At 70.6% G+C, this 22701-nt stretch carries 22 protein-coding genes, 1 rRNA gene and 1 riboswitch; of the genes, 17 read left to right on the forward strand and 6 right to left on the reverse strand.

Going from position 1 to position 22701, the window contains the following annotated elements; all coding sequences use genetic code 11:
* From rrf to ACIHFE_RS28240, 11 genes are all read left to right on the forward strand, one after another.
* Nucleotides 1–91: ribosomal RNA gene (rrf, locus tag ACIHFE_RS28190) — 5S ribosomal RNA — on the forward strand; the annotation flags it as partial.
* A gap of 142 nt (nucleotides 92–233) precedes the next feature.
* On the forward strand, nucleotides 234–842 hold the full coding sequence (locus ACIHFE_RS28195) for a CDP-alcohol phosphatidyltransferase family protein (RefSeq protein ID WP_400110911.1): 609 nt from the start codon (nucleotides 234–236) through the stop codon (nucleotides 840–842).
* A gap of 112 nt (nucleotides 843–954) precedes the next feature.
* The gene (locus ACIHFE_RS28200) at nucleotides 955–3450 is read left to right on the forward strand and encodes a sugar phosphate nucleotidyltransferase (RefSeq protein WP_400110913.1); all 2496 of its coding nucleotides are present in this window, start codon (nucleotides 955–957) and stop codon (nucleotides 3448–3450) included.
* A 105-nt stretch (nucleotides 3451–3555) separates the two neighbouring features.
* Nucleotides 3556–4452 carry a DUF881 domain-containing protein gene (locus ACIHFE_RS28205; RefSeq protein ID WP_400110915.1) on the forward strand — a complete coding sequence of 299 codons (897 nt, stop codon included), beginning with the start codon at nucleotides 3556–3558 and terminating at the stop codon, nucleotides 4450–4452.
* On the forward strand, nucleotides 4449–4781 hold the full coding sequence (locus tag ACIHFE_RS28210) for a small basic family protein (protein ID WP_004947174.1): 333 nt from the start codon (nucleotides 4449–4451) through the stop codon (nucleotides 4779–4781). Before ACIHFE_RS28205 ends, ACIHFE_RS28210 begins: the two co-directional genes overlap by 4 nt.
* Nucleotides 4782–4786: 5 nt before the next feature.
* Nucleotides 4787–5746 carry a DUF881 domain-containing protein gene (locus ACIHFE_RS28215; RefSeq protein ID WP_400110917.1) on the forward strand — a complete coding sequence of 320 codons (960 nt, stop codon included), beginning with the start codon at nucleotides 4787–4789 and terminating at the stop codon, nucleotides 5744–5746.
* Nucleotides 5747–6167: 421 nt separating this feature from the next.
* Complete coding sequence (locus tag ACIHFE_RS28220; RefSeq protein WP_400110919.1) at nucleotides 6168–6692, forward strand: FHA domain-containing protein; 525 nt, start codon at nucleotides 6168–6170, stop codon at nucleotides 6690–6692.
* A gap of 40 nt (nucleotides 6693–6732) precedes the next feature.
* Nucleotides 6733–7494 (forward strand): MerR family transcriptional regulator, encoded by a 762-nt coding sequence (locus ACIHFE_RS28225; protein ID WP_400110921.1) that lies wholly within the window; start codon nucleotides 6733–6735, stop codon nucleotides 7492–7494.
* Between the two features lie 51 nt (nucleotides 7495–7545).
* Nucleotides 7546–8019 (forward strand): bifunctional nuclease family protein, encoded by a 474-nt coding sequence (locus ACIHFE_RS28230; RefSeq protein ID WP_126913184.1) that lies wholly within the window; start codon nucleotides 7546–7548, stop codon nucleotides 8017–8019.
* Between the two features lie 167 nt (nucleotides 8020–8186).
* Nucleotides 8187–8870: a MerR family transcriptional regulator gene (locus tag ACIHFE_RS28235; protein ID WP_400110923.1), complete on the forward strand. Its 684-nt coding sequence runs from the start codon at nucleotides 8187–8189 to the stop codon at nucleotides 8868–8870.
* Between the two features lie 53 nt (nucleotides 8871–8923).
* Nucleotides 8924–10336: a DNA polymerase IV gene (locus tag ACIHFE_RS28240; protein ID WP_400110924.1), complete on the forward strand. Its 1413-nt coding sequence runs from the start codon at nucleotides 8924–8926 to the stop codon at nucleotides 10334–10336.
* Here ACIHFE_RS28240 and ACIHFE_RS28245 read toward each other — a convergent pair.
* Nucleotides 10264–10629 (reverse strand): PRC-barrel domain-containing protein, encoded by a 366-nt coding sequence (locus ACIHFE_RS28245; protein ID WP_400110926.1) that lies wholly within the window; start codon nucleotides 10627–10629, stop codon nucleotides 10264–10266. The genes ACIHFE_RS28240 and ACIHFE_RS28245 overlap by 73 nt on opposite strands.
* A 156-nt stretch (nucleotides 10630–10785) precedes the next feature.
* A riboswitch (glycine riboswitch) is annotated at nucleotides 10786–10895 on the forward strand.
* Between the two features lie 184 nt (nucleotides 10896–11079).
* Between ACIHFE_RS28245 and gcvP the strand changes: the two genes are divergently transcribed.
* Nucleotides 11080–13965, forward strand: coding sequence for an aminomethyl-transferring glycine dehydrogenase (gene gcvP, locus ACIHFE_RS28250; protein ID WP_400110928.1), 2886 nt, complete (start codon nucleotides 11080–11082; stop codon nucleotides 13963–13965).
* 83 nt (nucleotides 13966–14048) lie between these two features.
* On the opposite strand, the gene ACIHFE_RS28255 is transcribed toward gcvP, so the two are convergent.
* Complete coding sequence (locus tag ACIHFE_RS28255) at nucleotides 14049–14255, reverse strand: DUF5999 family protein (protein ID WP_400110929.1); 207 nt, start codon at nucleotides 14253–14255, stop codon at nucleotides 14049–14051.
* 302 nt (nucleotides 14256–14557) lie between these two features.
* A complete protein-coding gene (locus tag ACIHFE_RS28260; RefSeq protein WP_400110931.1) occupies nucleotides 14558–15148 on the reverse strand; it encodes a hypothetical protein in 591 nt (196 codons plus the stop codon).
* Between the two features lie 482 nt (nucleotides 15149–15630).
* Here ACIHFE_RS28260 and ACIHFE_RS28265 point away from each other — a divergent pair, with 482 nt between their 5' ends.
* Both ACIHFE_RS28265 and ACIHFE_RS28270 read left to right on the forward strand, forming a co-directional pair.
* On the forward strand, nucleotides 15631–17133 hold the full coding sequence (locus ACIHFE_RS28265; protein ID WP_400110932.1) for a glutamate--cysteine ligase: 1503 nt from the start codon (nucleotides 15631–15633) through the stop codon (nucleotides 17131–17133).
* Nucleotides 17134–17186: 53 nt separating this feature from the next.
* The gene (locus ACIHFE_RS28270; RefSeq protein ID WP_400110934.1) at nucleotides 17187–17999 is read left to right on the forward strand and encodes a CPBP family intramembrane glutamic endopeptidase; all 813 of its coding nucleotides are present in this window, start codon (nucleotides 17187–17189) and stop codon (nucleotides 17997–17999) included.
* 12 nt (nucleotides 18000–18011) lie between these two features.
* Here ACIHFE_RS28270 and ACIHFE_RS28275 read toward each other — a convergent pair whose 3' ends face one another.
* Both ACIHFE_RS28275 and ACIHFE_RS28280 read right to left on the reverse strand, forming a co-directional pair.
* Nucleotides 18012–18830, reverse strand: coding sequence for a PhzF family phenazine biosynthesis protein (locus tag ACIHFE_RS28275; RefSeq protein ID WP_400110936.1), 819 nt, complete (start codon nucleotides 18828–18830; stop codon nucleotides 18012–18014).
* A gap of 134 nt (nucleotides 18831–18964) precedes the next feature.
* Nucleotides 18965–19711, reverse strand: a complete 747-nt coding sequence (locus ACIHFE_RS28280) for a TetR/AcrR family transcriptional regulator (protein ID WP_400110938.1) — start codon at nucleotides 19709–19711, stop codon at nucleotides 18965–18967.
* A 136-nt stretch (nucleotides 19712–19847) separates the two neighbouring features.
* On the opposite strand from ACIHFE_RS28280, the gene ACIHFE_RS28285 reads away from it, so the two are divergent.
* The 3 genes from ACIHFE_RS28285 to ACIHFE_RS28295 all read left to right on the forward strand — a co-directional run bounded on the left by ACIHFE_RS28285 (nucleotide 19848) and on the right by ACIHFE_RS28295 (nucleotide 21994).
* Nucleotides 19848–20552 carry an NAD(P)-dependent oxidoreductase gene (locus ACIHFE_RS28285; protein WP_400110940.1) on the forward strand — a complete coding sequence of 235 codons (705 nt, stop codon included), beginning with the start codon at nucleotides 19848–19850 and terminating at the stop codon, nucleotides 20550–20552.
* Between the two features lie 133 nt (nucleotides 20553–20685).
* Nucleotides 20686–21255 (forward strand): PadR family transcriptional regulator, encoded by a 570-nt coding sequence (locus ACIHFE_RS28290; protein ID WP_400110942.1) that lies wholly within the window; start codon nucleotides 20686–20688, stop codon nucleotides 21253–21255.
* A 187-nt stretch (nucleotides 21256–21442) separates the two neighbouring features.
* Entirely contained in the window at nucleotides 21443–21994 is a 552-nt protein-coding gene (locus tag ACIHFE_RS28295) for a Clp protease N-terminal domain-containing protein (protein ID WP_400110944.1), read from the forward strand.
* Here ACIHFE_RS28295 and ACIHFE_RS28300 read toward each other — a convergent pair.
* Nucleotides 21948–22688: a pyridoxamine 5'-phosphate oxidase family protein gene (locus tag ACIHFE_RS28300; protein WP_400111171.1), complete on the reverse strand. Its 741-nt coding sequence runs from the start codon at nucleotides 22686–22688 to the stop codon at nucleotides 21948–21950. The two genes, ACIHFE_RS28295 and ACIHFE_RS28300, sit on opposite strands and share 47 nt — an antisense overlap.
* Nucleotides 22689–22701: the final 13 nt, after the last annotated feature.

Raw genomic sequence — 22701 nt, forward strand, 5'->3', positions numbered from 1 at the left:
GCCCGGTTACATTCCGAACCCGGAAGCTAAGCCTTTCAGCGCCGATGGTACTGCATGGGGGACCGTGTGGGAGAGTAGGACGCCGCCGAACAATCATTCAGTAAGCCCTGGTGGAAACTCCGGTTTCCACCAGGGCTTACTTGCGTTTAGCGCCCCCTCCGCACCGGCCATGGAACGCTACGGGTAAGGTCGGAGCGAATCAGCAGACCACATTTCCCACAGGAGGCCCCCGGGTGGAGGTCCAGGAGACGCGTGTGCAGACCGACCGCGTCCTCACCATCCCGAACATCCTCAGCATGGCGCGCCTGGTCGGTGTGCCCGTCTTTCTGTGGCTGATTCTCTGGCCCAAGTTCGGTGGCCCCAACTGCGACCTCTGGGCGCTGCTGGTGCTTGCCCTGAGCGGCGTCAGCGACTACCTGGACGGAAAGCTGGCCCGTCGCTGGAATCAGATCAGCAGTCTCGGCAGGATCCTCGACCCGGCGGCGGACCGTCTGTATGTCCTGTCCACTCTGGTCGGCCTCACCTGGCGGGAGATCCTTCCTCTCTGGCTCACCGCCGCTCTGCTGGCCCGGGAAGCGATGCTGCTGGTCATGGTGTGGATTCTGAGACGCCATGGCTATCCGCCGCCGCAGGTGAACTTCCTGGGGAAGGCCGCCACTTTCAACTTGATGTACGCCTTCCCCTTGCTGCTGCTCAGCGATAGGACGGGCTGGGTGCACGAGGTGGCCGCGGTTTTCGGATGGGCGTTCGCCGGGTGGGGTACAACCCTCTATTGGTGGGCAGGAATCCTCTATGTGGTTCAGGTCCGCCGGCTGGTCAAGGCGGATGCCACGGCCGACTGATCCCGCCGGAGAGCATGGCCTTTGGCGGACGTCGGCTGCCATGTGGATCGTGGGGCAGCCGGGCGCTCTTCAGTCGGCATGACCGTCGTCTCGCAAGGAGGACGCTTCCGATATGAAGGCCGTCGTGATGGCCGGCGGCGAAGGCACCCGGCTTCGCCCCATGACCTCGAGCATGCCCAAGCCGCTTCTTCCGGTCGCCAACCGCCCGATCATGGAGCATGTGCTCCGCCTGCTGAAGCGGCACGGACTGCATGAGACCGTGGTGACCGTCCAGTTTCTCGCTTCCCTGGTGAAGAACTACTTCGGGGATGGCGAGGAGCTCGGCATGGAGCTCACCTACGCCAACGAGGAAAAGCCACTCGGCACGGCGGGCAGTGTCAAGAACGCCGAAGAGGCGCTCCGGGACGACACCTTCCTGGTCATCTCGGGCGATGCCCTCACCGATTTCGACCTGACCGACCTGATCCGGTTCCACAAGGAAAAGCAGGCGATGGTCACGGTCTGCCTCACCCGGGTGCCCAACCCGCTGGAATTCGGGATCACCATCGTCGACGAGGGCGGCCGGGTCGAGCGCTTCCTGGAGAAGCCCACCTGGGGCCAGGTCTTCTCGGACACCGTCAACACCGGCATCTATGTGATGGAACCCGAGGTCTTCGACTATGTGGCCGCCGATGTGCCGGTCGACTGGTCCGGAGACGTCTTCCCTCAGCTGATGAAGGAAGGCAAGCCCATCTACGGCTATGTCGCCGAGGGTTACTGGGAGGACGTCGGCACTCACGAGAGCTATGTCAAGGCCCAGGCCGATGTCCTGGAGCGCAAGGTCGACGTGGAGATCGACGGCTTTGAGATCTCTCCCGGCGTCTGGGTCGCCGAGGGGGCCGAGGTCCACCCCGACGCGGTTCTGCGCGGCCCGCTGTACATCGGCGACTACGCCAAGGTCGAGGCCGGCGCCGAGCTGCGCGAGCACACCGTCGTCGGCTCCAATGTGGTGGTCAAGAGCGGGGCCTTCCTGCACAAGGCAGTCGTCCACGACAACGTCTACGTCGGCCAGCAGAGCAATCTGCGGGGCTGCGTCATCGGCAAGAACACCGACATCATGCGCGCCGCCCGCATCGAGGACGGGGCCGTCATCGGCGATGAGTGCCTGGTCGGCGAGGAATCGATTATTCAGGGCAATGTCCGGGTCTATCCGTTCAAGACCATCGAGGCCGGTGCCTTCGTCAACACCTCGGTCATCTGGGAGTCGCGGGGCCAGGCTCATCTCTTCGGAGCCCGTGGGGTGTCCGGCATCCTCAATGTGGAGATCACCCCCGAACTGGCGGTAAGGCTGGCCGGCGCCTACGCCACCACCCTCAAGAAGGGTGCCACCGTCACCACGGCGCGCGACCACTCCCGGGGCGCCCGGGCGCTCAAGCGGGCCGTGATCTCGGCGCTCCAGGCCAGCGCGATCGAGGTGCGCGATCTGGAGAACGTGCCGCTGCCGGTGGCCAGACAGCAGACCGCGCGCGGCAGTGCCGGCGGCATCATGATCCGGACCACCCCGGGCGTGCCCGACTCGGTGGACATCATGTTCCTCGACGAGCGCGGCGCCGACCTCTCCCAGGCCGGACAGCGCAAGCTCGACCGCGTCTACGCCCGGCAGGAATACCGGCGGGCGTTCCCGGGCGAAATCGGTGACCTGTCGTTTCCGTCCAGCGTCTATGACGCCTACGCCGGCGGCCTGTTGCGGTCCGTGGACAGCGGCGGGGTCGCCGAGGCCGGGCTCAAGGTGGTGGTCGACGCGGCCAATGGCAGCGCCGCCCTGGTCCTGCCCAGCCTGCTCGGCCGGCTGGGGGTGGACGCGCTCACCATCAACTCCGGGCTGGACGAGGCTCGTCCCACCGAGACGGCCGAGTCCCGGCGGTCGGGGCTGGTGCGGCTGGGCGAGATCGTCTCCTCGGCGCGGGCCGCGTTCGGAGTGCGCTTCGATCCGGTGGGGGAGCGGATCTCGCTGGTGGACGAGCGCGGGCGGATCGTCGAGGACGACCGGGCCATGCTGGTGCTGCTGGACCTGGTGGCGGCCGAGCGGCGCAGCGGCCGGGTGGCGCTGCCGGTGACCACCACCCGCATCGCCGAGCAGGTGGCCGCGTACCACGGCACCCAGGTGGCGTGGACCACCACCTCGCCCGACGACCTGACACGAGTGGGCCGGGCGGAGTCGACCATCTTCGGCGGGGATGGGCGCGGTGGCTTTATCGTGCCCGAGTTCAGCAGCGTCTTCGACGGCACGGCGGCCTTTGTCCGGCTGGTCGGTCTGGTGGCCCGGACCCAGCTCACGCTCAGTCAGATCGACGCCCGGATTCCGCGAGCCCATGTGCTGCGGCGTGATCTGGCGACACCCTGGGCGGTCAAGGGCCTGGTGATGCGGCAGGTGGTGGAGGCGGCCGGTGACCGCTCGGTGGACACCACCGACGGTGTCCGGGTGGTGGAGGCCGACGGGCGCTGGGTGATGGTGCTGCCGGACCCGGCCGAGGCGGTGACCCATCTGTGGGCGGAGGGGCCGGATGACGCCTCCGCACAGGCGCTGCTGGACGAGTGGTCGGCGGTGGTGGACGGCGCCGGGCGCTGACGGAGCGACGTCGGGGGCGCGGTCTGACCGGCTGGTCCGGTTACGATCCGGCACGCCGGTGGGGCCATTGGGAGACAACGCCCCCGACGTGCGACGATGTGCGGCATGCCGCAGCAGCCCCCCGTTCGGAGGACGCCCGCCCCTCCGCCGCGTCCCGATGCCTCCATGTCGCTGCTGACCAATGTGATGGATCACAGCCTGGACGAGGGCTATGCGGAGGCGGCGGCCAGACGGGCGGCCGGCGGTAACGGACTGCCGGGCAAGCTGCGCGCCAAGCTGGGGGTCGCCGCGGCACTGCTGCTGGCCGCCGTGGTGGTCACCCTGGGCGCCGCCCAGGCGCGGATATCGGCGCCGACGCTCGCCAAGGAGCGTCAGCAGCTGATCAACCGCATCGAGAGCGAGACCTCGGCGGCCGACTCCTTGCAGAAGAACGTCGATGGGCTGCGTGACTCGGTCAGTGCCACCCAGCGTGAGGCGCTGCAGAAACACGGCGGTGACAAGGCCGAGTTGGTCTCGCTGCTGGCCGGGGCCACCGCGGTGCACGGCCCCGGCCTCAAGGTGGTCGTCGACGACGCCAAACAGGCCAGGACCACCGGCGGCGGGCCACGGGAGAGCAGTGGCTTCTCCGACACCGGCCGGGTACGGGACCGCGATATGCAGCGTGTGGTCAACGGGCTGTGGCAGTCGGGGGCGGAAGCGATCGCGATCAACGGGCAGCGCCTGACCGCACTTTCGGCCATCCGGGCCGCCGGTGACGCCATACTGGTCGACAACAGGCCGCTGGTGCCCCCGTACACGGTGCTGGCGATCGGCAACGGCAAGCGGATGAACACCACGTTCCAGGACAGTGCGGATGGTCAGTACCTGCATGTGCTGGAGCAGAACTACGGGGTCCGGGCGGCGATTTCCGTCGAGGACGACGTCCGGCTGCCGGCCGCGCCGAGTCTGATTGTGCGTACCGCACGGGCACAGCAGGGCAACACAGGGAAGGGCACATCGTGATCGCCGTATTGGGCCTCATCGTGGGAGTCGTGGTCGGGCTGGTGGTCCGTCCCGTGGTGCCGACGGCGGTTGAGCCCTATCTGCCGATCGCCGTGGTGGCGGCACTGGACGCGGTGTTCGGCGGCCTCCGGGCGATGCTGGACGGGATCTTCGACGACAAAGTCTTCGTGGTGTCCTTCCTGTCGAACGTGGTGGTCGCCGCGCTGATCGTCTTCCTGGGCGACAAGCTGGGCGTGGGCGCGCAGTTGTCCACCGGCGTGGTGGTGGTGCTGGGCATCCGGATCTTCTCCAACGCCGCCGCCATCCGGCGGCATGTCTTCCGGGCGTGAGGCCGATGAGCAACGACGAAACGCCGGAGGAGCCCATCGGCCCGGAGCCGGGCAAGGGGGGCGAGCGGCCGGCCGAGCGCCCCGAGCCACCGAAGAGCCCCGAGTCACCGAAGCGCCCCGAGCCACCGAAGCACCCCGAGCGTCCGGAAGAGCCGGAAACGCCGGAAGAGCCGGCCGGGGAGCCGGAGCCTGAGCAGCAGACCGTGCCGGAGCCGCCCGGGCCCGCCGAGACCGCCCCCACTCAACTGACGGGCCGTCAGCGGCTGATGAAGGGCCTCTGGCCGCCCCGGCTGACCCGGGCGCAGCTCACCGTGGCCCTGCTGCTGTGTGTGCTGGGCCTGGGCCTGGCCATCCAGGTCCGGACAACCAGTGAGAGCAGTGCGCTGCGTGGGGCGCGGCAGGAGGATCTGGTGCGGATCCTCGACGAACTGGACAACCGCACCAAGCGTCTTGAGGACGAGAAGCGGAAGCTGGAGAGCCAGCGGACGGAGCTGGAGAGCAGTTCCAACCAGGCCGCCGAGGCCCGTAAGCAGACCGCGCAGAAAGAGCAGCAGCTGGGGATCCTGGCCGGCACGGTGGCCGCCCAGGGGCCCGGCATCAACCTCACGGTGAGCGACGGAAAGGGGGCGGTCGAGCCCGACATGCTGCTCGACGCCATCCAGGAGCTCAGGGCCGCGGGTGCCGAGGCGATCCAGATCAACGACGTCCGTGTGGTTGCCAATACCTACTTCTCGGGAGGGGCGGGGAAGGTGGAGATCGACGGCAAACCCGTCTCACAGCCTTATAAGTTCAAGGTCATCGGCCGGCCGCAGGATTTGGAGCCGGCGCTCAACATCCCCGGTGGTGTGGTGCAGACTCTGCAGAAGGAACAGGCCGGGGTGAGCATCGAGCGGTCTGAGAAGATCGTCGTTGACGCCTTGCGCCCGGCGAAGCGGCCTGACTACGCTCGGTCGTCATCGCAGTGAGACGGGGTACGCAGGAGCTCTGCGGGGAGGGGCGGCGAGTTGCGGGGGGTCGGCGCACCAAGATGGGGGTGCGTGATGGAAACTGTCTGTTGGCCATGGACGTTGTAAGGATGTCCAGGTCGGCCGGTGAGTGCATCGAGGGTTTGTCCTGCCCCACGGGCGGGTCTGTTTCGGTCAAGGGGAATCGCCCGTGAAGTTGTTTGCGAAGTTGTTCGGCAAGAGCGCACGCCAGAGCGGCGGCGGTTCCGCCCGCCACCGGGCCGCGCGTCCGGAGGGGGAGGAGAGGGGCCAGGAAGAGCGTCCCCTGTTCCGGGATCAGGGCGAGGGTGGCCAGAGCTTCCCGGTCGATCCGGCGGCCCCGGGCCGCATAGGCGCCGGGATGCCGCCGACCTCGAACCCGGGCGGAGGGGCTGCCATGCAGGTGTGTACCAGGTGTGGCCATCAGAGTGGTCAGAGCAGCCGTTTCTGCTCCAACTGCGGTGCTCCGCTGCGGGCGGGAGCCGTCGCCGAGCGGGCCTCGGAGACCACCTCCACCATCTCCATCTCCGGTCTGGAAGCGTATGACTCGGAGACCACCGGTCAGGTGGCGATTCCCGCCCTGTCCCCGGAGGCCCAGGCGGCTGTCGAGGCGCTGCCGCAGGGCTCGGCCCTGCTGGTGGTGCGCCGCGGCCCCAACTCCGGCAGCCGCTTCCTGCTGGACAGTGAGGTGACCACGGCGGGCCGTCATCCGCAGAGCGACATCTTCCTGGACGACGTCACCGTCTCCCGGCGGCATGTGGAGTTCCGCCGGAGCCCGGACGGCGGCTTCACCGTCACCGATGTGGGCAGCCTCAATGGCACCTATGTCAACCGGGAGCAGATCGACTCGGTGGTGCTGTCGAACGGTGACGAGGTGCAGATCGGCAAGTACCGGCTGGTCTTCTTCGGCAGCCAGCGGGGTTACTGACCTCCTCCGGGCCCGGTCCGGGGACGTCCAAGGAAGGCCCATGCTTCAGACACCGTCGGGCGGCACCGGTTCCTCCGGTGCCGCCGCCGCGGAAGGCCGGCTGGTCAGCATCGGCACGGTGCTGAATCTGCTGCGCGAGGAGTTTCCCGAGGTCACCATCTCCAAGATTCGTTTCCTGGAGGCGGAGGGCCTGGTGGAGCCGCAGCGCACACCGTCCGGCTACCGCAAGTTCAGTACGGCGGATGTCGAACGGCTGGGCCAGGTGCTGAGGATGCAGCGCGACCACTACCTCCCGCTGAAGGTCATCCGTGAGCACTTGGACGCGCTGGCCAGGGGCGAGCGGGTGCAACTGCCCGCTCCGGGCCAGCCCCGGGACGTACTCGACCTGCCGGAGGGCGGTGCGGCTGGTACCACGGAGCCGGAGCCGCCCGCCGCTGCCCGGACGGACCGGGAGGAACTGCTCGCCACCACCGGGGTGACCGAGGGCGAGCTGGCGGAGTGGGAGTCCTATGGCCTGGTCACCGCCCACTCGGACGGCGGATTCGACGCCGATTCGGTGGCCGTGGCCAGACTGGTCGCCGATCTGGGCCGTTTTGGCCTGGAGCCCCGGCACCTGAGGTCCATGAAGGCCGCGGCGGAACGCGAGGCGGCCCTCATCGAGCAGGTGGTCGCTCCCCTGCGCCGCCATCGGAACCCGCAGACCAGGGCCCATGCCGAGGCCACCGCCCGGGAACTGGCCGCCCTGTCGGTGCGGCTGCACGCGGCGCTGGTCCAGTCCGCGCTGCGCATCCGCTCCCAGTGACAGCGGCGGCCCGACTACCCAAACCTGCCGAGCACGGCCTAGGGTTGCTGTGTGAACGAGCTCGATGTCGTGGGTGTCCGGGTGGAGATGCCTTCCAACCAGCCGATCGTGCTCCTGCGCGAGGTCGGAGGCGACCGCTACCTCCCGATCTGGATCGGACCGGGGGAGGCGACGGCCATTGCCTTCGCACAGCAGGGCATGGCTCCGGCCAGGCCGCTGACCCATGACCTTTTCAAGGATGTGCTGGAGGCGGTGGGCCAGCAGCTCGCCGAGGTCCGCATCACCGACCTGCGGGAGGGCGTGTTCTACGCGGAGCTCGTCTTCGCCAGCGGGGTGGAGGTCAGCGCCAGGCCGTCCGACGCCATAGCGCTTGCGCTGCGCACCGGAACGCCCATCTATGGCAGCGACGGTGTGCTGGACGACGCGGGCATCGCCATCCCCGACGAGCAGGAGGACGAGGTCGAGAAGTTCCGGGAGTTCCTGGACCAGATCTCGCCGGAGGACTTCGGCAGCAGCAGTCAATGAGGCGCGCGGCGGGACGGTCCGGCGCATTCGAGTAGCCTTTCCCGCTACGGGGACACGTAAAACCACTCTCTGGGTGATTATCACTCGGCGTGCCGAGTGTGGCGATCGTTGACGCACCCCAAGCGACTGCCTACCGTCGAGAAGGCAGGTCAAGGACGGAGGTCGGCGTGAGAAGCACGGGCGACGGTACAGCGGTCGGCAGTCCGTATCCGCTGCATGGGGGAACGGTCGAACCGGTGACCCTCCCCCCCAGCCTGAATGGCATGGGCGGCACCCCCGTCCCCGCCGCGGCGGCGGTCACCGCGCCGCGCGGGCATGACTCCGGCGCGGCCGGGGCCGACAAGACGGCGAGCGGCGGCGACAACATCGGCTATCGCGGCCCGACCGCCTGTGCGGCGGCCGGGATCACCTATCGGCAGCTGGACTACTGGGCGCGCACCGGCCTGGTGGAGCCGAGTGTGCGGCCCGCTTATGGCTCGGGCAGCCAGCGGCTGTACAGCTTCCGTGATGTGGTCGTCCTCAAGATCGTCAAACGGCTGCTGGACACCGGGGTGTCCCTGCAGAACATCCGCACCGCAGTGCAGCACCTGCGCGCCCGAGGGATGGCCGACCTGGCGCAGCTGACGCTGATGAGCGATGGCGCCACGGTCTACGAGTGCGTCTCTCCGGACGATGTGGTCGGTCTGCTGCAGGGCGGTCAGGGGGTCTTCGGAATCGCCGTCGGTGTGGTGTGGCGCGATGTGGAGAGCGCGCTGGCGCAGCTGCACGGCGAGCGCGTGGACACCGGCGAGACCCTGATCGGCCACAACCCGGCCGATGAGCTGGCCCGGCGCCGCAACCGCGCCGGCTGACGCCCGCTCGCGCGACTGCGCGATTGTCAGTGGCATGCGGCAGCATCGATCTTGTGAGAGGTGCGCCGACCATCCTGCATCTGGACATGGACGCTTTCTACGCTTCGGCGGAGCAGGCGGCCAAGCCCAGCCTGCGCGGAAAGCCGGTGGTGGTCGGCGGCATCGGTCCGCGGGGCGTGGTGGCCACGGCCTCGTACGAGGCCCGGGTGTTCGGCGTCCACTCGGCCATGGCCACCGCTCAGGCCAGGCGGCTGTGCCCCAATGCCGCCTACCTCACCCCCCGGTTCTCGCTCTACCAGCAGATCAGCGCCACCGTCATGGAGCTGCTGGGGGCGCTGTCCCCGCTGGTCGAGCCGCTGAGCCTGGACGAGGCCTTTGTGGATCTGGAGGCGGGTGGGATCGAGCCCAGCTCGGCGGCCGCCCGCGCGGTGGGCGAGCGGCTGCGCCGGGACATCCGGGCGGCCACCGGGCTCAGCGGGTCGGTGGGGCTGGCCGGGGCCAAGATGTTCGCCAAGATCGCCTCGGAACAGGCCAAGCCGGACGGCCTGGTGGTGGTCGAGCCCGGCACCGAGCTGGAGCTGCTGGGCCCGATGCCGGTGCGGACCATCCCCGGTGTCGGCCCGGCCACCGCCGAGGTGCTGCGCAAGGCCGGCATCCACACGGTCGGCGAGACTGCCGAGGCGGGCGAGGCGGAACTGGTCCGGCTCCTCGGCAAGGCGCATGGCGCCGGGCTGTACGCGCTGGCCACCGGGCATGACGACCGCCCGGTGGTGGCCGAGCGGGACGCCAAGTCCGTCTCCGTGGAGGACACCTTCGAGGAGGACCTGACCGACCGCACCCGGGTGCAGCTGGAGCTGGCCCGGCTTGCCGACCGCTGTGTGCGGCGGCTGCGGGCCGCGGGCCGGTCGGGCCGGACCGTGGTGATCAAGGTGCGGCGCTATGACTTCTCCACCCTGACCCGCTCGGAGACCCTGCGCGGCCCGACCGACGACCCGGCCGTGGTGCGGGAGGCGGCCATCCGGCTGCTGGAGGCGGTGGACACCACCGCCGGGGTGCGGCTGCTGGGCGTGGGCGTCAGCGGCCTGGCCGACTACACCCAGGAGGACCTCTTCGCCCAGGCGGCGCACGAGGCGGAGGCCGCGATACCGGAGGCCGGCGAGGCGCCGGAGGCGGAGCCCGCCGCGGTGCCGCGCTCCCGCCGGTGGCTGCCCGGACTGGACGTCCGGCACCAGGTGTACGGGGCCGGCTGGGTCCAGGGCAGCGGGGTCGGCAGGGTCACCGTACGGTTCGAGGAACCCTGGTCCGCGCCGGGCCGGGTACGGACCTTCCCGGTGGACGATCCCGCGCTGGAGCCCGCCGACCCGTTGCCGCTGATCCGGCCCGCCGACGATGATCAGCCGGCCGGGGAGCCGGGGAAGCCGTCACCGGACGGACGGGAGGCGTCCGCGGGCAGGCCCAGCCGGTAGTGGTGGTAGAGCCGCAGCTCCTGCTCCGGGGAGAGATGGCGGCCGACTCCCAGGTCCGGAGCCTGGCGGATGAGCGCCCGCTCATAGGGGATGCGCAGCGTGTCACCGACCAGCCTGCTGGGTTCCAGCGGTACGAAGGCGTCCCGGCCGAACAGGCCGGTGCGCACCGCCGCCCACTCCGGCTCCCCGGTCGCGTCGTCGAGGTACACCTCGTCCACCGTGCCGATCTTCGCGCCGTCGCGGTCGTATGCCTTGCGGCCGATCAGGCTCCGGGGGTCGATGTCGGTCTGCATGAGTCCTCCCATGAGTCACGCCTGCCCTTGGGGTATCTCGAAGGAGGTCCCAAACACCCCTGGACACCCCGAGAACCACAAAAAGCGACAAAGCGTTGTATGGCCACTTGGGACATCCGCCTGCGCAGACCCGCTGGTAGGCTGGCGATTGGCCGCAGAATCCGTGCGGGAGAGTCCTTTGGAAGGGGCCTTGACGGCACCCACGAAGGCGCCGAAGGAGCAAATCCTCCCCGGAATCTCTCAGGCACCCGTACCGCATGGATGAGGTCACTCTGGAAAGCAGGGCGGGCCCCGGCCAGACACCATGCGGAGCCCTTCCTCACCGACGGTGAAAGCCGGGCGTGGCATGCCCGGTGAAGCTCTCAGGTTGAGATGACAGAGGGGGAGGCCGTCCGGGTACCCGCGCCGTGGTACCCCTCGCAGGTCGCAATGACCAGGAGGCCCCCGCAGATGACCGCCCACCGCATCTCCCTTTCCGACCTGGAGCGCGGCACTCCGTTCGCCGACCGCCACATAGGGCCCGACGCCGAGGCCCAGGCCAAGATGCTCGCCCAGGTCGGCTTTGGCTCGCTGGACGAGCTCACCGCCGCCGCCGCGCCCGATGTGATCAAGACCGCCGAGGCGCTCCGGCTGCCCGGGCCCCGCACCGAGCCCGAGGTGCTGGCCGAGCTGCGCGGCCTGGCCGACCGCAATCAGGTGCTCACCTCCATGATCGGCCTGGGCTACTACGGCACCTTCACCCCGCCGGTGATCCTGCGCAATGTCATGGAGAACCCGGCCTGGTACACCGCCTACACGCCCTACCAGCCGGAGATCTCCCAGGGTCGGCTGGAGGCGCTGCTCAACTTCCAGACCGTGGTGGCCGACCTGACCGGACTGCCCACCTCCGGCGCCTCGCTGCTGGACGAGGGGACCGCCGCCGCCGAGGCGATGGCCCTCTCCCGGCGGGTCGGCAAGGTCAAGGGCGGTGTCTTCCTGGTGGACGCCGACACCCTCCCGCAGACCATCGCCGTCCTGGAGACCCGCGCCGAGCCCACCGGGGTTCCGGTGGTGGTGGCCGACCTCAGTGAGGGCATTCCCCAGGAGGCCGCGGAGCGCGGAGTGTTCGGCGTGCTGCTGCAGTACCCCGGCGCGTCCGGCGCGGTACGCGACCTGCGCCCGGTCATCGAGCGGGCGCATGAGCTGGGCGCGGTCGTCACCGTCGCCGCCGACCTGCTCGCCCTCACCCTGCTGACCTCGCCGGGAGAGCTGGGCGCCGACATCGCGGTGGGCACCACCCAGCGCTTCGGTGTGCCCATGGGCTTCGGCGGTCCGCACGCCGGCTTTATGGCGGTGCGGGAGACCTTCGCCCGCAGCCTGCCCGGCCGGCTGGTCGGCGTCTCGGTGGACGCGGACGGCAACAAGGCCTACCGCCTGGCCCTGCAGACCCGTGAGCAGCACATCCGCCGGGAGAAGGCCACCAGCAACATCTGCACCGCCCAGGTGCTGCTCGCCGTGATGGCCGGCATGTACGCCGTCTACCACGGTCCGCAGGGCCTGGCCGCCATCGCGCGCCGCACCCACCGCTATGCCGCCGTCCTCGCCGAGGGGCTGCGGGCCGGCGGGGTGGAGCTGGCGCACGACCGGTACTTCGACACCCTCACCGCCAGAACTCCCGGACGGGCCGCGGACATTGTCCGGGAGGCCGGCGAACGCGGCGTCAACCTGCGGCTGGTGGACGCCGACCGGGTCGGCATCGCCTGTGACGAGACCACCACCCGGGACCATCTGGCCGCCGTCTGGGCCGCCTTCGGGGTCCGGGCCGAGGTCGCGGAGCTGGACGAGCGGGTCACCGACGCACTGCCCGAGGAGCTGCTGCGCGCCGGTGACTACCTCACCCACCCGGTCTTCCACCAGCACCGCTCCGAGACCGCCATGCTGCGCTATCTGCGCCGCCTGGCCGACCGGGACTACGCGCTGGACCGGGGCATGATCCCGCTCGGCTCCTGCACCATGAAGCTCAACGCCACCACCGAGATGGAGCCGGTCACCTGGCCGGAGTTCGCCGCCCTGCACCCCTTCGCCCCCATGGAGCAGGCCGAGGGCTACCGCACGCTGATCGGCGAGCTGGAAGAGCGGCTGGCCGAGATCACCGGGTACGACAAGGTGTCCATCCAGCCGAACGCCGGTTCCCAGGGCGAGCTGGCGGGTCTGCTGGCGGTCCGGGCGTACCACCGGGCCAATGGCGACACCGGGCGCGTCGTCTGCCTGATCCCTTCCTCCGCGCACGGCACCAACGCGGCCAGCGCGGTGATGGCCGGGATGAAGGTCGTGGTGGTCAAGACCGGTGAGGACGGCGAGGTCGACGCGGCCGACCTGCGCGCCAAGATCGAGCAGTACCGCGATGAGCTGGCCGTGCTGATGGTCACCTACCCCTCCACCCATGGGGTGTTCGAGGAGCACATCAGCGACATCTGCGCCCTGGTGCATGACGCGGGCGGTCAGGTGTACGTGGACGGCGCCAACCTCAACGCCCTGGTGGGCGTGGCCAAGCCGGGCGAGTTCGGCGGCGATGTCTCCCACTTGAACCTGCACAAGACCTTCTGTATCCCGCACGGCGGCGGCGGCCCCGGCGTCGGCCCGGTGGCGGTCCGCGCCCACCTGGCCCCGTACCTGCCCAACCACCCGCTGCAGCCCACCGCGGGCCCGGCCACCGGCGTCGGCCCCATCTCCGCCGCCCCCTGGGGATCGGCCGGCATCCTGCCCATCTCCTGGGCCTACGTCCGGCTGATGGGTGGCGAGGGCCTCAAGCGCGCCACCCAGGTCGCGGTGCTCGGCGCCAACTACATCGCCAAGCGCCTGGAGCCGCACTACCCGGTGCTCTACACCGGCCCGCACGGCCTGGTGGCCCATGAGTGCATCATCGACCTGCGGCCGCTGACCAAGGCGACCGGGGTGAGCGTGGACGATGTCGCCAAGCGGCTGATCGACTACGGCTTCCACGCGCCGACCATGTCCTTCCCGGTGGCCGGCACCTTGATGATCGAGCCCACCGAGAGCGAGGACCTGGCCGAACTCGACCGGTTCTGCGAGGCGATGATCGCGATCCGTGCGGAGATCGACAAGGTTGGCTCGGGCGAGTGGGACAAGGACGACAACCCGCTGCGCAACGCCCCGCACACCGCAGCCTCGGTGGCGGGGGAGTGGCAGCATCCCTACAGCCGGGCCGAGGCGGTCTTCCCGGACGGGGTCTCGGCGGCCGAGAAGTACTGGCCGCCGGTGCGCCGGGTCGACGGGGCCTATGGCGACCGCAACCTGGTGTGCTCCTGCCCGCCGTTGGAGGAGTACGAGGGCTGATGCCCTGAGACCGGCACACACTTCGGGGCCGGCTCGGCGATACGCCGGGCCGGCCCCTGGTCTTCCACGTGGATGAGATGCCGTCAGGCGGCGGTCGCCACATGCTCGGTGCCCAGCGGCCGGTGCGGAGCGATGATGCGTCCGTCCGGCAGCAGCTCACCGGTGTCCTCGAAGCAGAGGACGCCGTTGCACAGCAGGCTCCAGCCTTGCTGGGGGAAGTGCGCCACGAGCTGGGCGGCTTCCCGGTCGGCGGAGTCGGCTGACGGGCACGCGGGCTGGTGCTGGCACATGGGAGGGTTCTTTCGCTGGGATGTCGGTGATGCTGTCGCTGTGCTGCGGCTCGATGCGGTGGTCATGCCGCCCCCCGTTGCGATGTCGTCGTGTCGGTCCCAGTCTTGCCCTACGGGCGTGATTCCGCAGGGATTTCACGTCAGCGGTCCTCACCGGGTGAAGACGCGTCACCCGTGCGGGCGGTTGCCGCCAACGGCACTGTCCCTTCGGGGGGTTGTGCCCTTCGGAGCGGACTAGCCCGAGCGGGTGAGGGCAGCGCCAGGCGCCCCATGGCGGTGCCACGGGGCGCCTCGGCGTCCGCTCAGGCGGAGGTGCGCAGCAGCGGTGCGGGGGTGAGCCGGAGGGCGAGCACCGGCAGCAGGTCGGCGAACCGGTGCGGGCGGTGCGCGGCGATGCCCGGTGGTGCCGGGGCCAGCGGCACCAGCAGGTCCCCGGGCGCGGGCAGCGGGGAGGCGGGGTCGGCGGTGAGGTCGCCGTGCAGCCAGAGGGTGAGCATGTACAGGCCGGGCACGGTCAGCAGCCGGGGCTGGTAGGGCGTGCTCAGCGACTCGGCCTGGCGCAGGGCGAGTTCGGTGGAGGCGACATACGGTCCCTCGGAGAAGTGCGAGAAGGCCCAGCCGTCGGCGGTCAGCATGCTCTCCCCCGCGGCCATGGCGCGGCCGTCCGCCCCCTTGATCAGGAAGCGCCAGCCGCTGAGGCGGGTGCGGGGCGCCGTGCCGCCCGTCGTGCCCTGCTCCAACACATGGACGGGAAGCGGGAGTTCGCAGGTGAGTGATCCCTGTGCGGACTTCAGGGCCGGGGTGCGGGTCTCACGGACCGCGGTGGGGGAGCCGAGCGCGGTGACGATGCTGCGGAGGGCAGGCGCGGGGGCAGGGGGGAGATGCAGCGGCATGATGGGTCGCCTCTCACTTCGGAGACACGTTGGTGCTGGGCAGGTGACGACGACGCTGTCGGCGTGCGGGGTCAGAGGGGAGCCGGACCGGCTGCCGGGGCGCCTACTCTCTGCCTCACCCCGGAGTTTATACGACACGTGTTCACATGATGTTTCGGCTAGCTGTCGCCGGCATTACCGGCAAGGAGAAATCCGGGCCGAGTGCGCGGAGGATTTCGGTGATTTCGTGCCCGGCACGGACGCCTGACCTCAGATTCTTTCCCGTCAGTGGTAGGCCGAAACTCGTCGGTATTTATCACCAGCGCAATGCGCCCGGCTCCTGATGCACCGTCATGCCATCGGAATGTGCCGGAGTACGCTCGGGGGAGAGCCTAGCGGCAATGCGCGGGGCGCGAGGCGTTTCGATCGCCGTGCCTGGGCATCATCGACCGTGACGAGGGCGGATGGCGCCGCGGGCGGCCCGCTTGAGGAAGGACGCTTCCATGGGTGAGAAGGTCGCGGCCGAGGGGTTCGACCTGGCCGACCGGCAGCTCCACCGGGACAAGCTCCGGCAGTGCCTGCAGGCGCTGGCGCGGATGCTCGAGGAGAAGTCTTTCGACCGGCCCCGCAATCTTGTGGGATTGGAGATCGAGCTGAATCTCGCGGGTTTCGACGGCATGCCGAGCATGATGAATGCCGAGGTGCTGGAGCGTATTGCGAGTCACGATTTCCAGACCGAGCTCGGGCAGTTCAATCTCGAAGTGAACATTGTTCCGCACCGGCTGTCCGGCCGCGTTCTGGACCAGCTTGCCGAGGAGTTGAGCACGGGCCTCGCCTACGCCGACCGAAAGGCCCGTGAAGTCGGTTCGGGAATTGTCATGATCGGCATCCTGCCCACGATCACCCAGGAGGACCTGGTCCCCGCGAACTTCTCCGCCGCCGACCGCTACAAGCTGCTCAATGAACAGGTGGTCGCCGCCCGGGGCGAGGACTTCGCCATTGACATCGCGGGAGTTGAACGGCTGCGGTTCACCGCCCGTTCCATCTGTCCCGAAGCCGCCTGTACCTCCGTGCAGTTGCACCTCCAGGTGACCCCGGGCCGGTTCGCCGCGGTGTGGAACGCGGCGCAGGCCATAGCGGCCGCGCAGATCGCGATGGGCGCCAACTCGCCCTTCCTGTTCGGCCGGGAGCTGTGGCGGGAGTCCCGTCCGCCGCTGTTCGTCCAGTCCACCGACACCCGCCCGCCCGAACTGCAGGCGCAGGGCGTCCGGCCGCGCACCTGGTTCGGTGAGCGCTGGATCGATTCGGCGTATGAGCTGTTCGAGGAGAACCTGCGCTACTTCCCGCCGCTGCTGCCCGTCTCCGGGGACGAGGACCCGCTGCGGGTGCTGGACGAGGGCGGGGTGCCCTCGCTGGAGGAACTCACCCTGCACAACGGCACGGTCTACCGCTGGAACCGCCCGGTCTACGGGATCGCCGACGGGGTGCCCCATCTGCGGGTGGAGAACCGGGTGCTGCCCGCCGGGCCCACCGTGACCGACGTCATGGCCAACACCGCCTTCTACTACGGCCTGGTCAGGGCGCTGGCCGAAGAGCCCCGGCCGGTGTGGACCCGGCTGCCGTTCGCGGTCGCCGCGCACAACTTCGACCTGGCCTGCCGCCATGGCATCGACGCGGTGCTGCACTGGCCCAAGGCGGGGCGCAATCCCACCCCGGTGCCGGTGCCGGCCGTACGCCTGGTGCGTGAGGAGCTGCTGCCGCTGGCCGCCGCCGGGCTGGACGCCTGGGGCGTGGAGCCGGCCGACCGCGACCGCTACCTGGGCGTCATCGAGGGCCGCTGCCGCTATGGCGTCAACGGAGCGTCCTGGCAGGCCGCCACCTATCACCGGGCACTGGCCCGCGGGCTGGACCGGGGCGGCGCGCTGGCCGCCACCACGCGCCGGTACTGCGAGCTGATGCGTACCGGAGAGCCGGTGCACACCTGGCCCGTCGGGATCGGCGGCTGACGCCGCCCACCCCGCTGTCGTACGCGCACCGGGCCGTACGGCAAGCTGGTCGGGTGCGAAGCGACACCGACACCCCGGCCGGATCCCAGGCCCTGCCCCCCGCCGGCACCGGACTGTCGCGGCGGACGCTGGGCAGCGAGACCCTGCTGGTGCTGGCCCTGTCCCTGGGCGCCAGCGCCGTCTCCGCACTGATCAGCTTTGTGGGCGCGGCCACCAAGCCCGGCGGGCTCAAACACCAGGCGGCGCACCTCAATGCCTCGCACGCCCCCGGCCGGCACTGGCTGGACCTGGCCTGGCAGCTGTTCGGCATCGCCACCGCGCTGGTCCCGGTCTTCCTGGTGGCCCATCTGCTGCTGCGCGAGGGCTCGGGCCTGCGTGCCATCGGCTTCGACCGCCGCCGTCCGGGCCTTGACCTGGGCCGGGGCGCGGCGGTCGCGGCCGCCATCGGCGGCACCGGGCTGCTGTTCTACCTCGGGATGCGGGCCGCCGGGTTCAATCTGACGGTGGTGCCGGAGTCGCTGCCGCATGTGTGGTGGCGGTTCCCGGTCCTGATCGCCTCCGCGGTGCAGAACGCGATGCTGGAAGAAGTGGTGGTGGTCGGCTATCTGCTGCGCAGACTGGGGCAGTTGGGCTGGACCCCGGCGGCCGCGCTGGCCGCCAGCGCGGTGCTGCGCGGTTCGTACCACCTGTACCAGGGGATCGGCGGCCTGCTCGGCAATATGGCGATGGGCGTGGTCTTTGTACTGCTCTACCGGCGGTGGGGGAGGGTCGGGCCGCTGGTCGCCGCGCATGCGCTGATCGACACGGTGGCCTTCGTCGGCTATGCGCTGCTGGCCGGCCGGGTGGGCTGGCTGCCGACGGCCTGACCCGCGCCCGCCTCAGACCAGCAGCTCGCCGTCGATCACGGTGACGGCCGAGCCGGTCAGCAGGGTGCGGTCACCGCGCAGTTCGGTGCGGACCAGGCCGGTACGGGCCGAGGCCTGAAGCCCCGTCAGCCGGGGGCGGCCGATCCGGGCGGACCAGTAGGGGGCCAGCGCGGTGTGGGCACTGCCGGTGACCGGGTCCTCGTCGATGCCATAGGCGGGGAAGAAGCACCGCGAGACATAGTCATAGCCGCGGGCGGGGTCCTCGGCCCCGGCGGTGGCGATGATGCCCCGGCGCGAGTGCCGTGCCAGTGCTCGCAGGTCGGGAGCCAGCTCGCGCACGGTCCGCTCATCGGCGAGTTCCACCAGCAGGTCGCCGAGGTGCTCGCTGGTCCCGTGCACGCTCAGCGGCCGGACGCCCAGGGCCCGGGCCAGCTCCTCCGGAACCGCCGCCGGGATGAGCGAGGAGGTGGGGAAGTCCAGGGTGATCGGGCCGTCCGGGTGGGCGGTGGCGCCCAGCACGCCGCAGCGGGCGGTGAAGCGGACCGTCCCGGTGGCCCGGCCGGTGCGGTGCAGCACATGGGCGGTGGCCAGGGTGGCATGACCGCACATGTCCACCTCGGTGACCGGGGTGAACCAGCGCAGCGCCCAGTCGGCCTCCGGTGAGCCGGCCGGCAGCGGGTGGGCGAAGGCGGTCTCGGAGAGGTTGACCTCGGCGGCGATCCGCTGCAGCCGCTCGTCCTCGGGGAAGGCATCGGTGTCCAGGAGCACCACCCCGGCCGGATTGCCGGCGAAAGGGCGGTCGGTGAAGGCGTCAACGATTCGGATGCGCATGGCCGCACGGTAGGCAACCGGACGGCCGCCGGCCCGGGCCAATCGCCGGAAGGTGGACTCATTCCGCCTTGTGCCAGGCCCCATGCGCGGGAGCCCGGTGCCGCGCGACACCCGGCGGCCCGCGGCAGCACTCGTCATCCGGCTCCGCGTATGACGGACGGGACAACTCTCTGGATGCCGAGACCCAACGACCTCACCAGCTGGGCGAGTTCGGCGGCGAAGAGCTTGTCCGGCGAGAGTGTCTGGGCGCGCAGATGGCCGTAGATTTCCAGCGCGATCAGGCCGTGCAGGTGCCCCCAGATCCGCAGTGCCAGGGCCACCCCGGCCGGCGGCAGCTCGGGGAAGCCCGGGCGGACCTTGTCCAGCAGACCGGGGTCGAAGTCGTCCCAGCCGAAGTCGCTCTCCCCGTGCGTCCGTTCGGCGCTGGCCCAGGCCGCGTCCGCCAGCGCGGCGATGCCGACACAGACCCGCCGGGCGGCGTCCGGTGCGGCGCCACCGTCGGGGGCCCGGTAGCCGGGGACAGGGTCGCCGTAGATCAGCCGGAAGCCCTCGGGGTTGGCCAGCGCCCAGGCGCGGAAGGCGTGCGCCCAGGTCTGTATCCGTTCTGCCGGAGTGCCCTGCGCGGAGGTGGCCCAGGCGGCGTCGACGGCGTCCGCGAGCGCGGTGTAGACGTCCGCGATGAGGGCGGTGACCAGGTCGTCGCGGGTGGCGAAGTAGCCGTAGATGGCGTTGGCGGTCATGCCCATCTCGCGGGCGATCGCCCGCAGGGTGATCGCGTCCGGGCCGCCCGAGCCCATCAGCTCCAGCGCGGTGCTCTTGATCTCGGCGGTCGTCTCGGCCCGCAGCCGCTCGCGTCGTCCGGTGTTTCGGGTGCCTGCCACGGGCCCACTCTACAGCGTCACTGAGCTGATTGCCGTTCGAAAACTTCACACCGTATAGTTTTTCCACGGCGTGAGGCTCTCCGGGGCTTCGCGCCGCCCATCCGGCATGACCACGGCATGAATCAAGGGGAGAACCATGCATATCGGCGTCATCGGAGCCACCGGCACCATCGGCAGCCGGGTCGTCACCGAGGCCCTCCAGCGCGGACACCGCGTCACGGCATTCAGCCGCGACGCCGCCGCGATCACCGACCACCGGGAGAACCTGACCTGGTCGAGCGTCGACGTCCTCGACGCCGCGGCCGTCGCCGCCGCCCTGCCGCCCGGCCTGGACGTCCTGATCAGCGGTTTCCAGCCCGGGAACGCGGCGGAGGACTTCGCCGACACCGTCCGGCGCTCGATCGCGGACCCGACCGTCTACGCCACCGCCGCCCGGGCCCTGCTCAAGGCCCTGGAGAGCCACCCCCGTACCCGGCTGATCGTCATTGGCGGCGCCGGCAGCCTGGAGATCGGGCCGGGCGTGGTCCGCGCCGACCATGAGGAGTTCATCCATGCGTCGCTCGACGAGCTCGGCCTCCCCCGCGAGTGCGCGGCCGCCGTGCGCGGGCATCGCGAGGCGCTGAACGTCCTGCGTACCTCGAACCGGCTCTGGACCTACTTCAGCCCCGCCGAGCAGATCGCCCCCGGCGAGCGCACCGGCCGCTTCCGCATCGGCGGCGACCAGCCCGTCCTCGACGCCGACGGCCTCAACCGGATCTCGGCGGAGGACGCCGCGGTCGCGCTGGTGGACGAGGCCGAGCTGCCCCGCTTCGTCCAGCGCCGGTTCACCATCGGCTACTGAGCCGGCTGCTGACCCACCGTCCGCCTGACAGCGCACGCGGACCGCAGGGCAAAACCGGGCGTGCCAACACTCTTGGCAGCCGATCGGTTCCGATATATCGTCGAGACATCGTGATGGATCGACGATGGAGGTAATGAATATGCACTCCCACGGGCATGAGCATCACCGGTCGGATCGGCACGGCTGGGAAGAGCGCGGCGGACGGCGGGCCTTCGGTCCGTTCGGGCCGCCCTTCGGGCGCGGACGCGGTGGCCCGGGCGGCCGGGCGCGCCGCGGCGATGTACGGGCCTCGATCCTGGCCCTGCTGACGGACGGCCCGATGCACGGCTACGAGATGATCCGCGAGATCGCCGACCGCAGCGGCGGCACCTGGCGGCCCAGCCCGGGCTCGGTCTATCCCACCCTCCAGCTGCTGGAGGACGAGGGCCTGATCACCAGCGCCAGCGAGGGCGGCAAGAAGCTGTTCACGCTGACCGAGGAGGGCCGCGCCGAGGCCGCCGCCGGACCCAAGGCGCCCTGGCAGGAGGCCGGGCGCGCGGGTGACTGGGAGACCATGCAGGAGATCCGGCAGGCGGGCGTGGGGCTGATGGAGGCCTTCAGCCAGGTCTGGCGGACCGGCAGCCCCGAGCAGCGGGAGAAGGCGCTCGCGGTGGTCAATGAGTCGCGCAAGAAGCTGTATCTGATCCTGGCCGAAGAGGGATGAGGTACCAACGCGCGGGTGCCGCCGTCCACTTGGCGGCGCCCGCGCCACCGGCGTCCCTGATGCCGGTGTTCGGGGTGACTCCTCCTCAGGGATGACTGCCTGGCGCCCGATGCCCGACTCGCGCCGTACAGGCGAATGGTCCCCGCCGGGGATGCGGGCGAGGGCCGGTGGCTGATGGGGTGGGAGGGTGCAGAGCAGTACATCTGACACCGGGCAGGCGGACGCCGCTTATGAGAGACCGCTCAGTGAGGAGCTGGCCTCGGTGGTCGCCGGTGCCCGCAGACGTGCGCTGCGCGACGGTGACCGGCAGATCGACACCGCCCATCTGCTGCACACCCTGCTGGAGGCCGACCCGGCGGTCCGGGCGGCCATCCCGGGCGGGGCGGGTCAGCTCTCCCGGCTGCTGGGCTATCTGGTGCAGCGCTCCATCGGCTATGGACTGCGCTGGCGCGGCTCGGTGGAGGACTCCTCGGCCGTCGCGCCGCGGCGCGACGGCCAGCCGCCCGGCTGGTCCCCCGCCGCCGCCACGGCCATGACCCGGGCCGGGCTCCGGTCCCGGGAGCGCCGCGCCGAGCAGGTGGAGGGGCTGGACCTGCTGGCCGCCCTGGTGCGTGACCACCGGTGCCGGGCGGCCGATGTGCTGCGGGGCGCCGGTGTGGACGCGGATGCCCTCTTTGTGTGCCTGGACGGGTTTACGCGCCTGGACGGGCCGGAGTCCGCGCTTCCACCAGGTCGTTGAGGTATGCCGGGACCGCGACCTCCGGGCGCAGGTCGTCCGCCGGGACGGGGGTGCCGTAGTGGGTGGACACCGGGATGACACCGCTCCAGTGCGGCAGGCCGACATCTTCCGGGTCGTCCCCCGGTCCGGCGTCGCGGACCTTGGCGGAGACCTCGGCCAGGTCGAGGCGGAGCACGGCGGTGGCGGCCAGCTCCTTGGCCGTCGGCGGACGGGAGTCGGCGGAGCGGCCGGGCACCACCTGGTCCACCAGGGCGTCGAGGGCCTCGGTCAGCTCCTGCGGGTCGGTGACCGTACGGGCCGTGCCGTGCACCACCACCGACCGGTAGTTGAGGGAGTGGTTGAAGCCGGAGCGGGCCAGCACCAGGCCGTCGACATGGGTGACGGTCAGGCAGACGGGCATGCCGGGATCCTCGGCGTGGGCGGCGGCCTGCAGCGGCCGGGAGCCGGTGGAGCCATGGACGTACAGCCGCTCGCCGACGCGCCCGTAGAGGGTGGGCAGGACGACCGGGGCGCCGTCGCGGACAAAGCCGAGGTGGCAGAGGTAACCGGCGTCGAGTATGGAGTGGACCAACTCGCGGTCGTAGGAGGCGCGGTCGCGGTAGCGGGTGGGGGTGGTGCGCTCGGTCCGCGCATAGGACCCGGTCCCCGCGGGGGACCCCTGACCCGCCCCGCCGGTCCGGCCGGCCCGGTCCATCGGCAAAGACATT

It is taken from the genome of Streptomyces sp. NPDC052396, from assembly GCF_044593195.1.
Classification (GTDB): Bacteria; Actinomycetota; Actinomycetes; order Streptomycetales; family Streptomycetaceae; genus Streptomyces.

Excerpts from the sequence above, each read along its gene's own strand:
- ACIHFE_RS28200 (WP_400110913.1), top strand. The coding sequence starts at position 955 with ATGAAGGCCGTCGTGATGGCCGGCGGCGAAGGCACCCGGCTTCGCCCC.
- ACIHFE_RS28205 (WP_400110915.1), top strand. The coding sequence starts at position 3,556 with ATGCCGCAGCAGCCCCCCGTTCGGAGGACGCCCGCCCCTCCGCCGCGT.
- ACIHFE_RS28215 (WP_400110917.1), top strand. The coding sequence starts at position 4,787 with ATGAGCAACGACGAAACGCCGGAGGAGCCCATCGGCCCGGAGCCGGGC.
- ACIHFE_RS28225 (WP_400110921.1), top strand. The coding sequence starts at position 6,733 with ATGCTTCAGACACCGTCGGGCGGCACCGGTTCCTCCGGTGCCGCCGCC.
- ACIHFE_RS28245 (WP_400110926.1), bottom strand. The coding sequence starts at position 10,629 with ATGCAGACCGACATCGACCCCCGGAGCCTGATCGGCCGCAAGGCATAC.
- gcvP (WP_400110928.1), top strand. The coding sequence starts at position 11,080 with ATGACCGCCCACCGCATCTCCCTTTCCGACCTGGAGCGCGGCACTCCG.
- ACIHFE_RS28255 (WP_400110929.1), bottom strand. The coding sequence starts at position 14,255 with ATGTGCCAGCACCAGCCCGCGTGCCCGTCAGCCGACTCCGCCGACCGG.
- ACIHFE_RS28260 (WP_400110931.1), bottom strand. The coding sequence starts at position 15,148 with ATGCCGCTGCATCTCCCCCCTGCCCCCGCGCCTGCCCTCCGCAGCATC.
- ACIHFE_RS28265 (WP_400110932.1), top strand. The coding sequence starts at position 15,631 with ATGGGTGAGAAGGTCGCGGCCGAGGGGTTCGACCTGGCCGACCGGCAG.
- ACIHFE_RS28275 (WP_400110936.1), bottom strand. The coding sequence starts at position 18,830 with ATGCGCATCCGAATCGTTGACGCCTTCACCGACCGCCCTTTCGCCGGC.
- ACIHFE_RS28285 (WP_400110940.1), top strand. The coding sequence starts at position 19,848 with ATGCATATCGGCGTCATCGGAGCCACCGGCACCATCGGCAGCCGGGTC.
- ACIHFE_RS28290 (WP_400110942.1), top strand. The coding sequence starts at position 20,686 with ATGAATATGCACTCCCACGGGCATGAGCATCACCGGTCGGATCGGCAC.
- ACIHFE_RS28300 (WP_400111171.1), bottom strand. The coding sequence starts at position 22,688 with ATGGACCGGGCCGGCCGGACCGGCGGGGCGGGTCAGGGGTCCCCCGCG.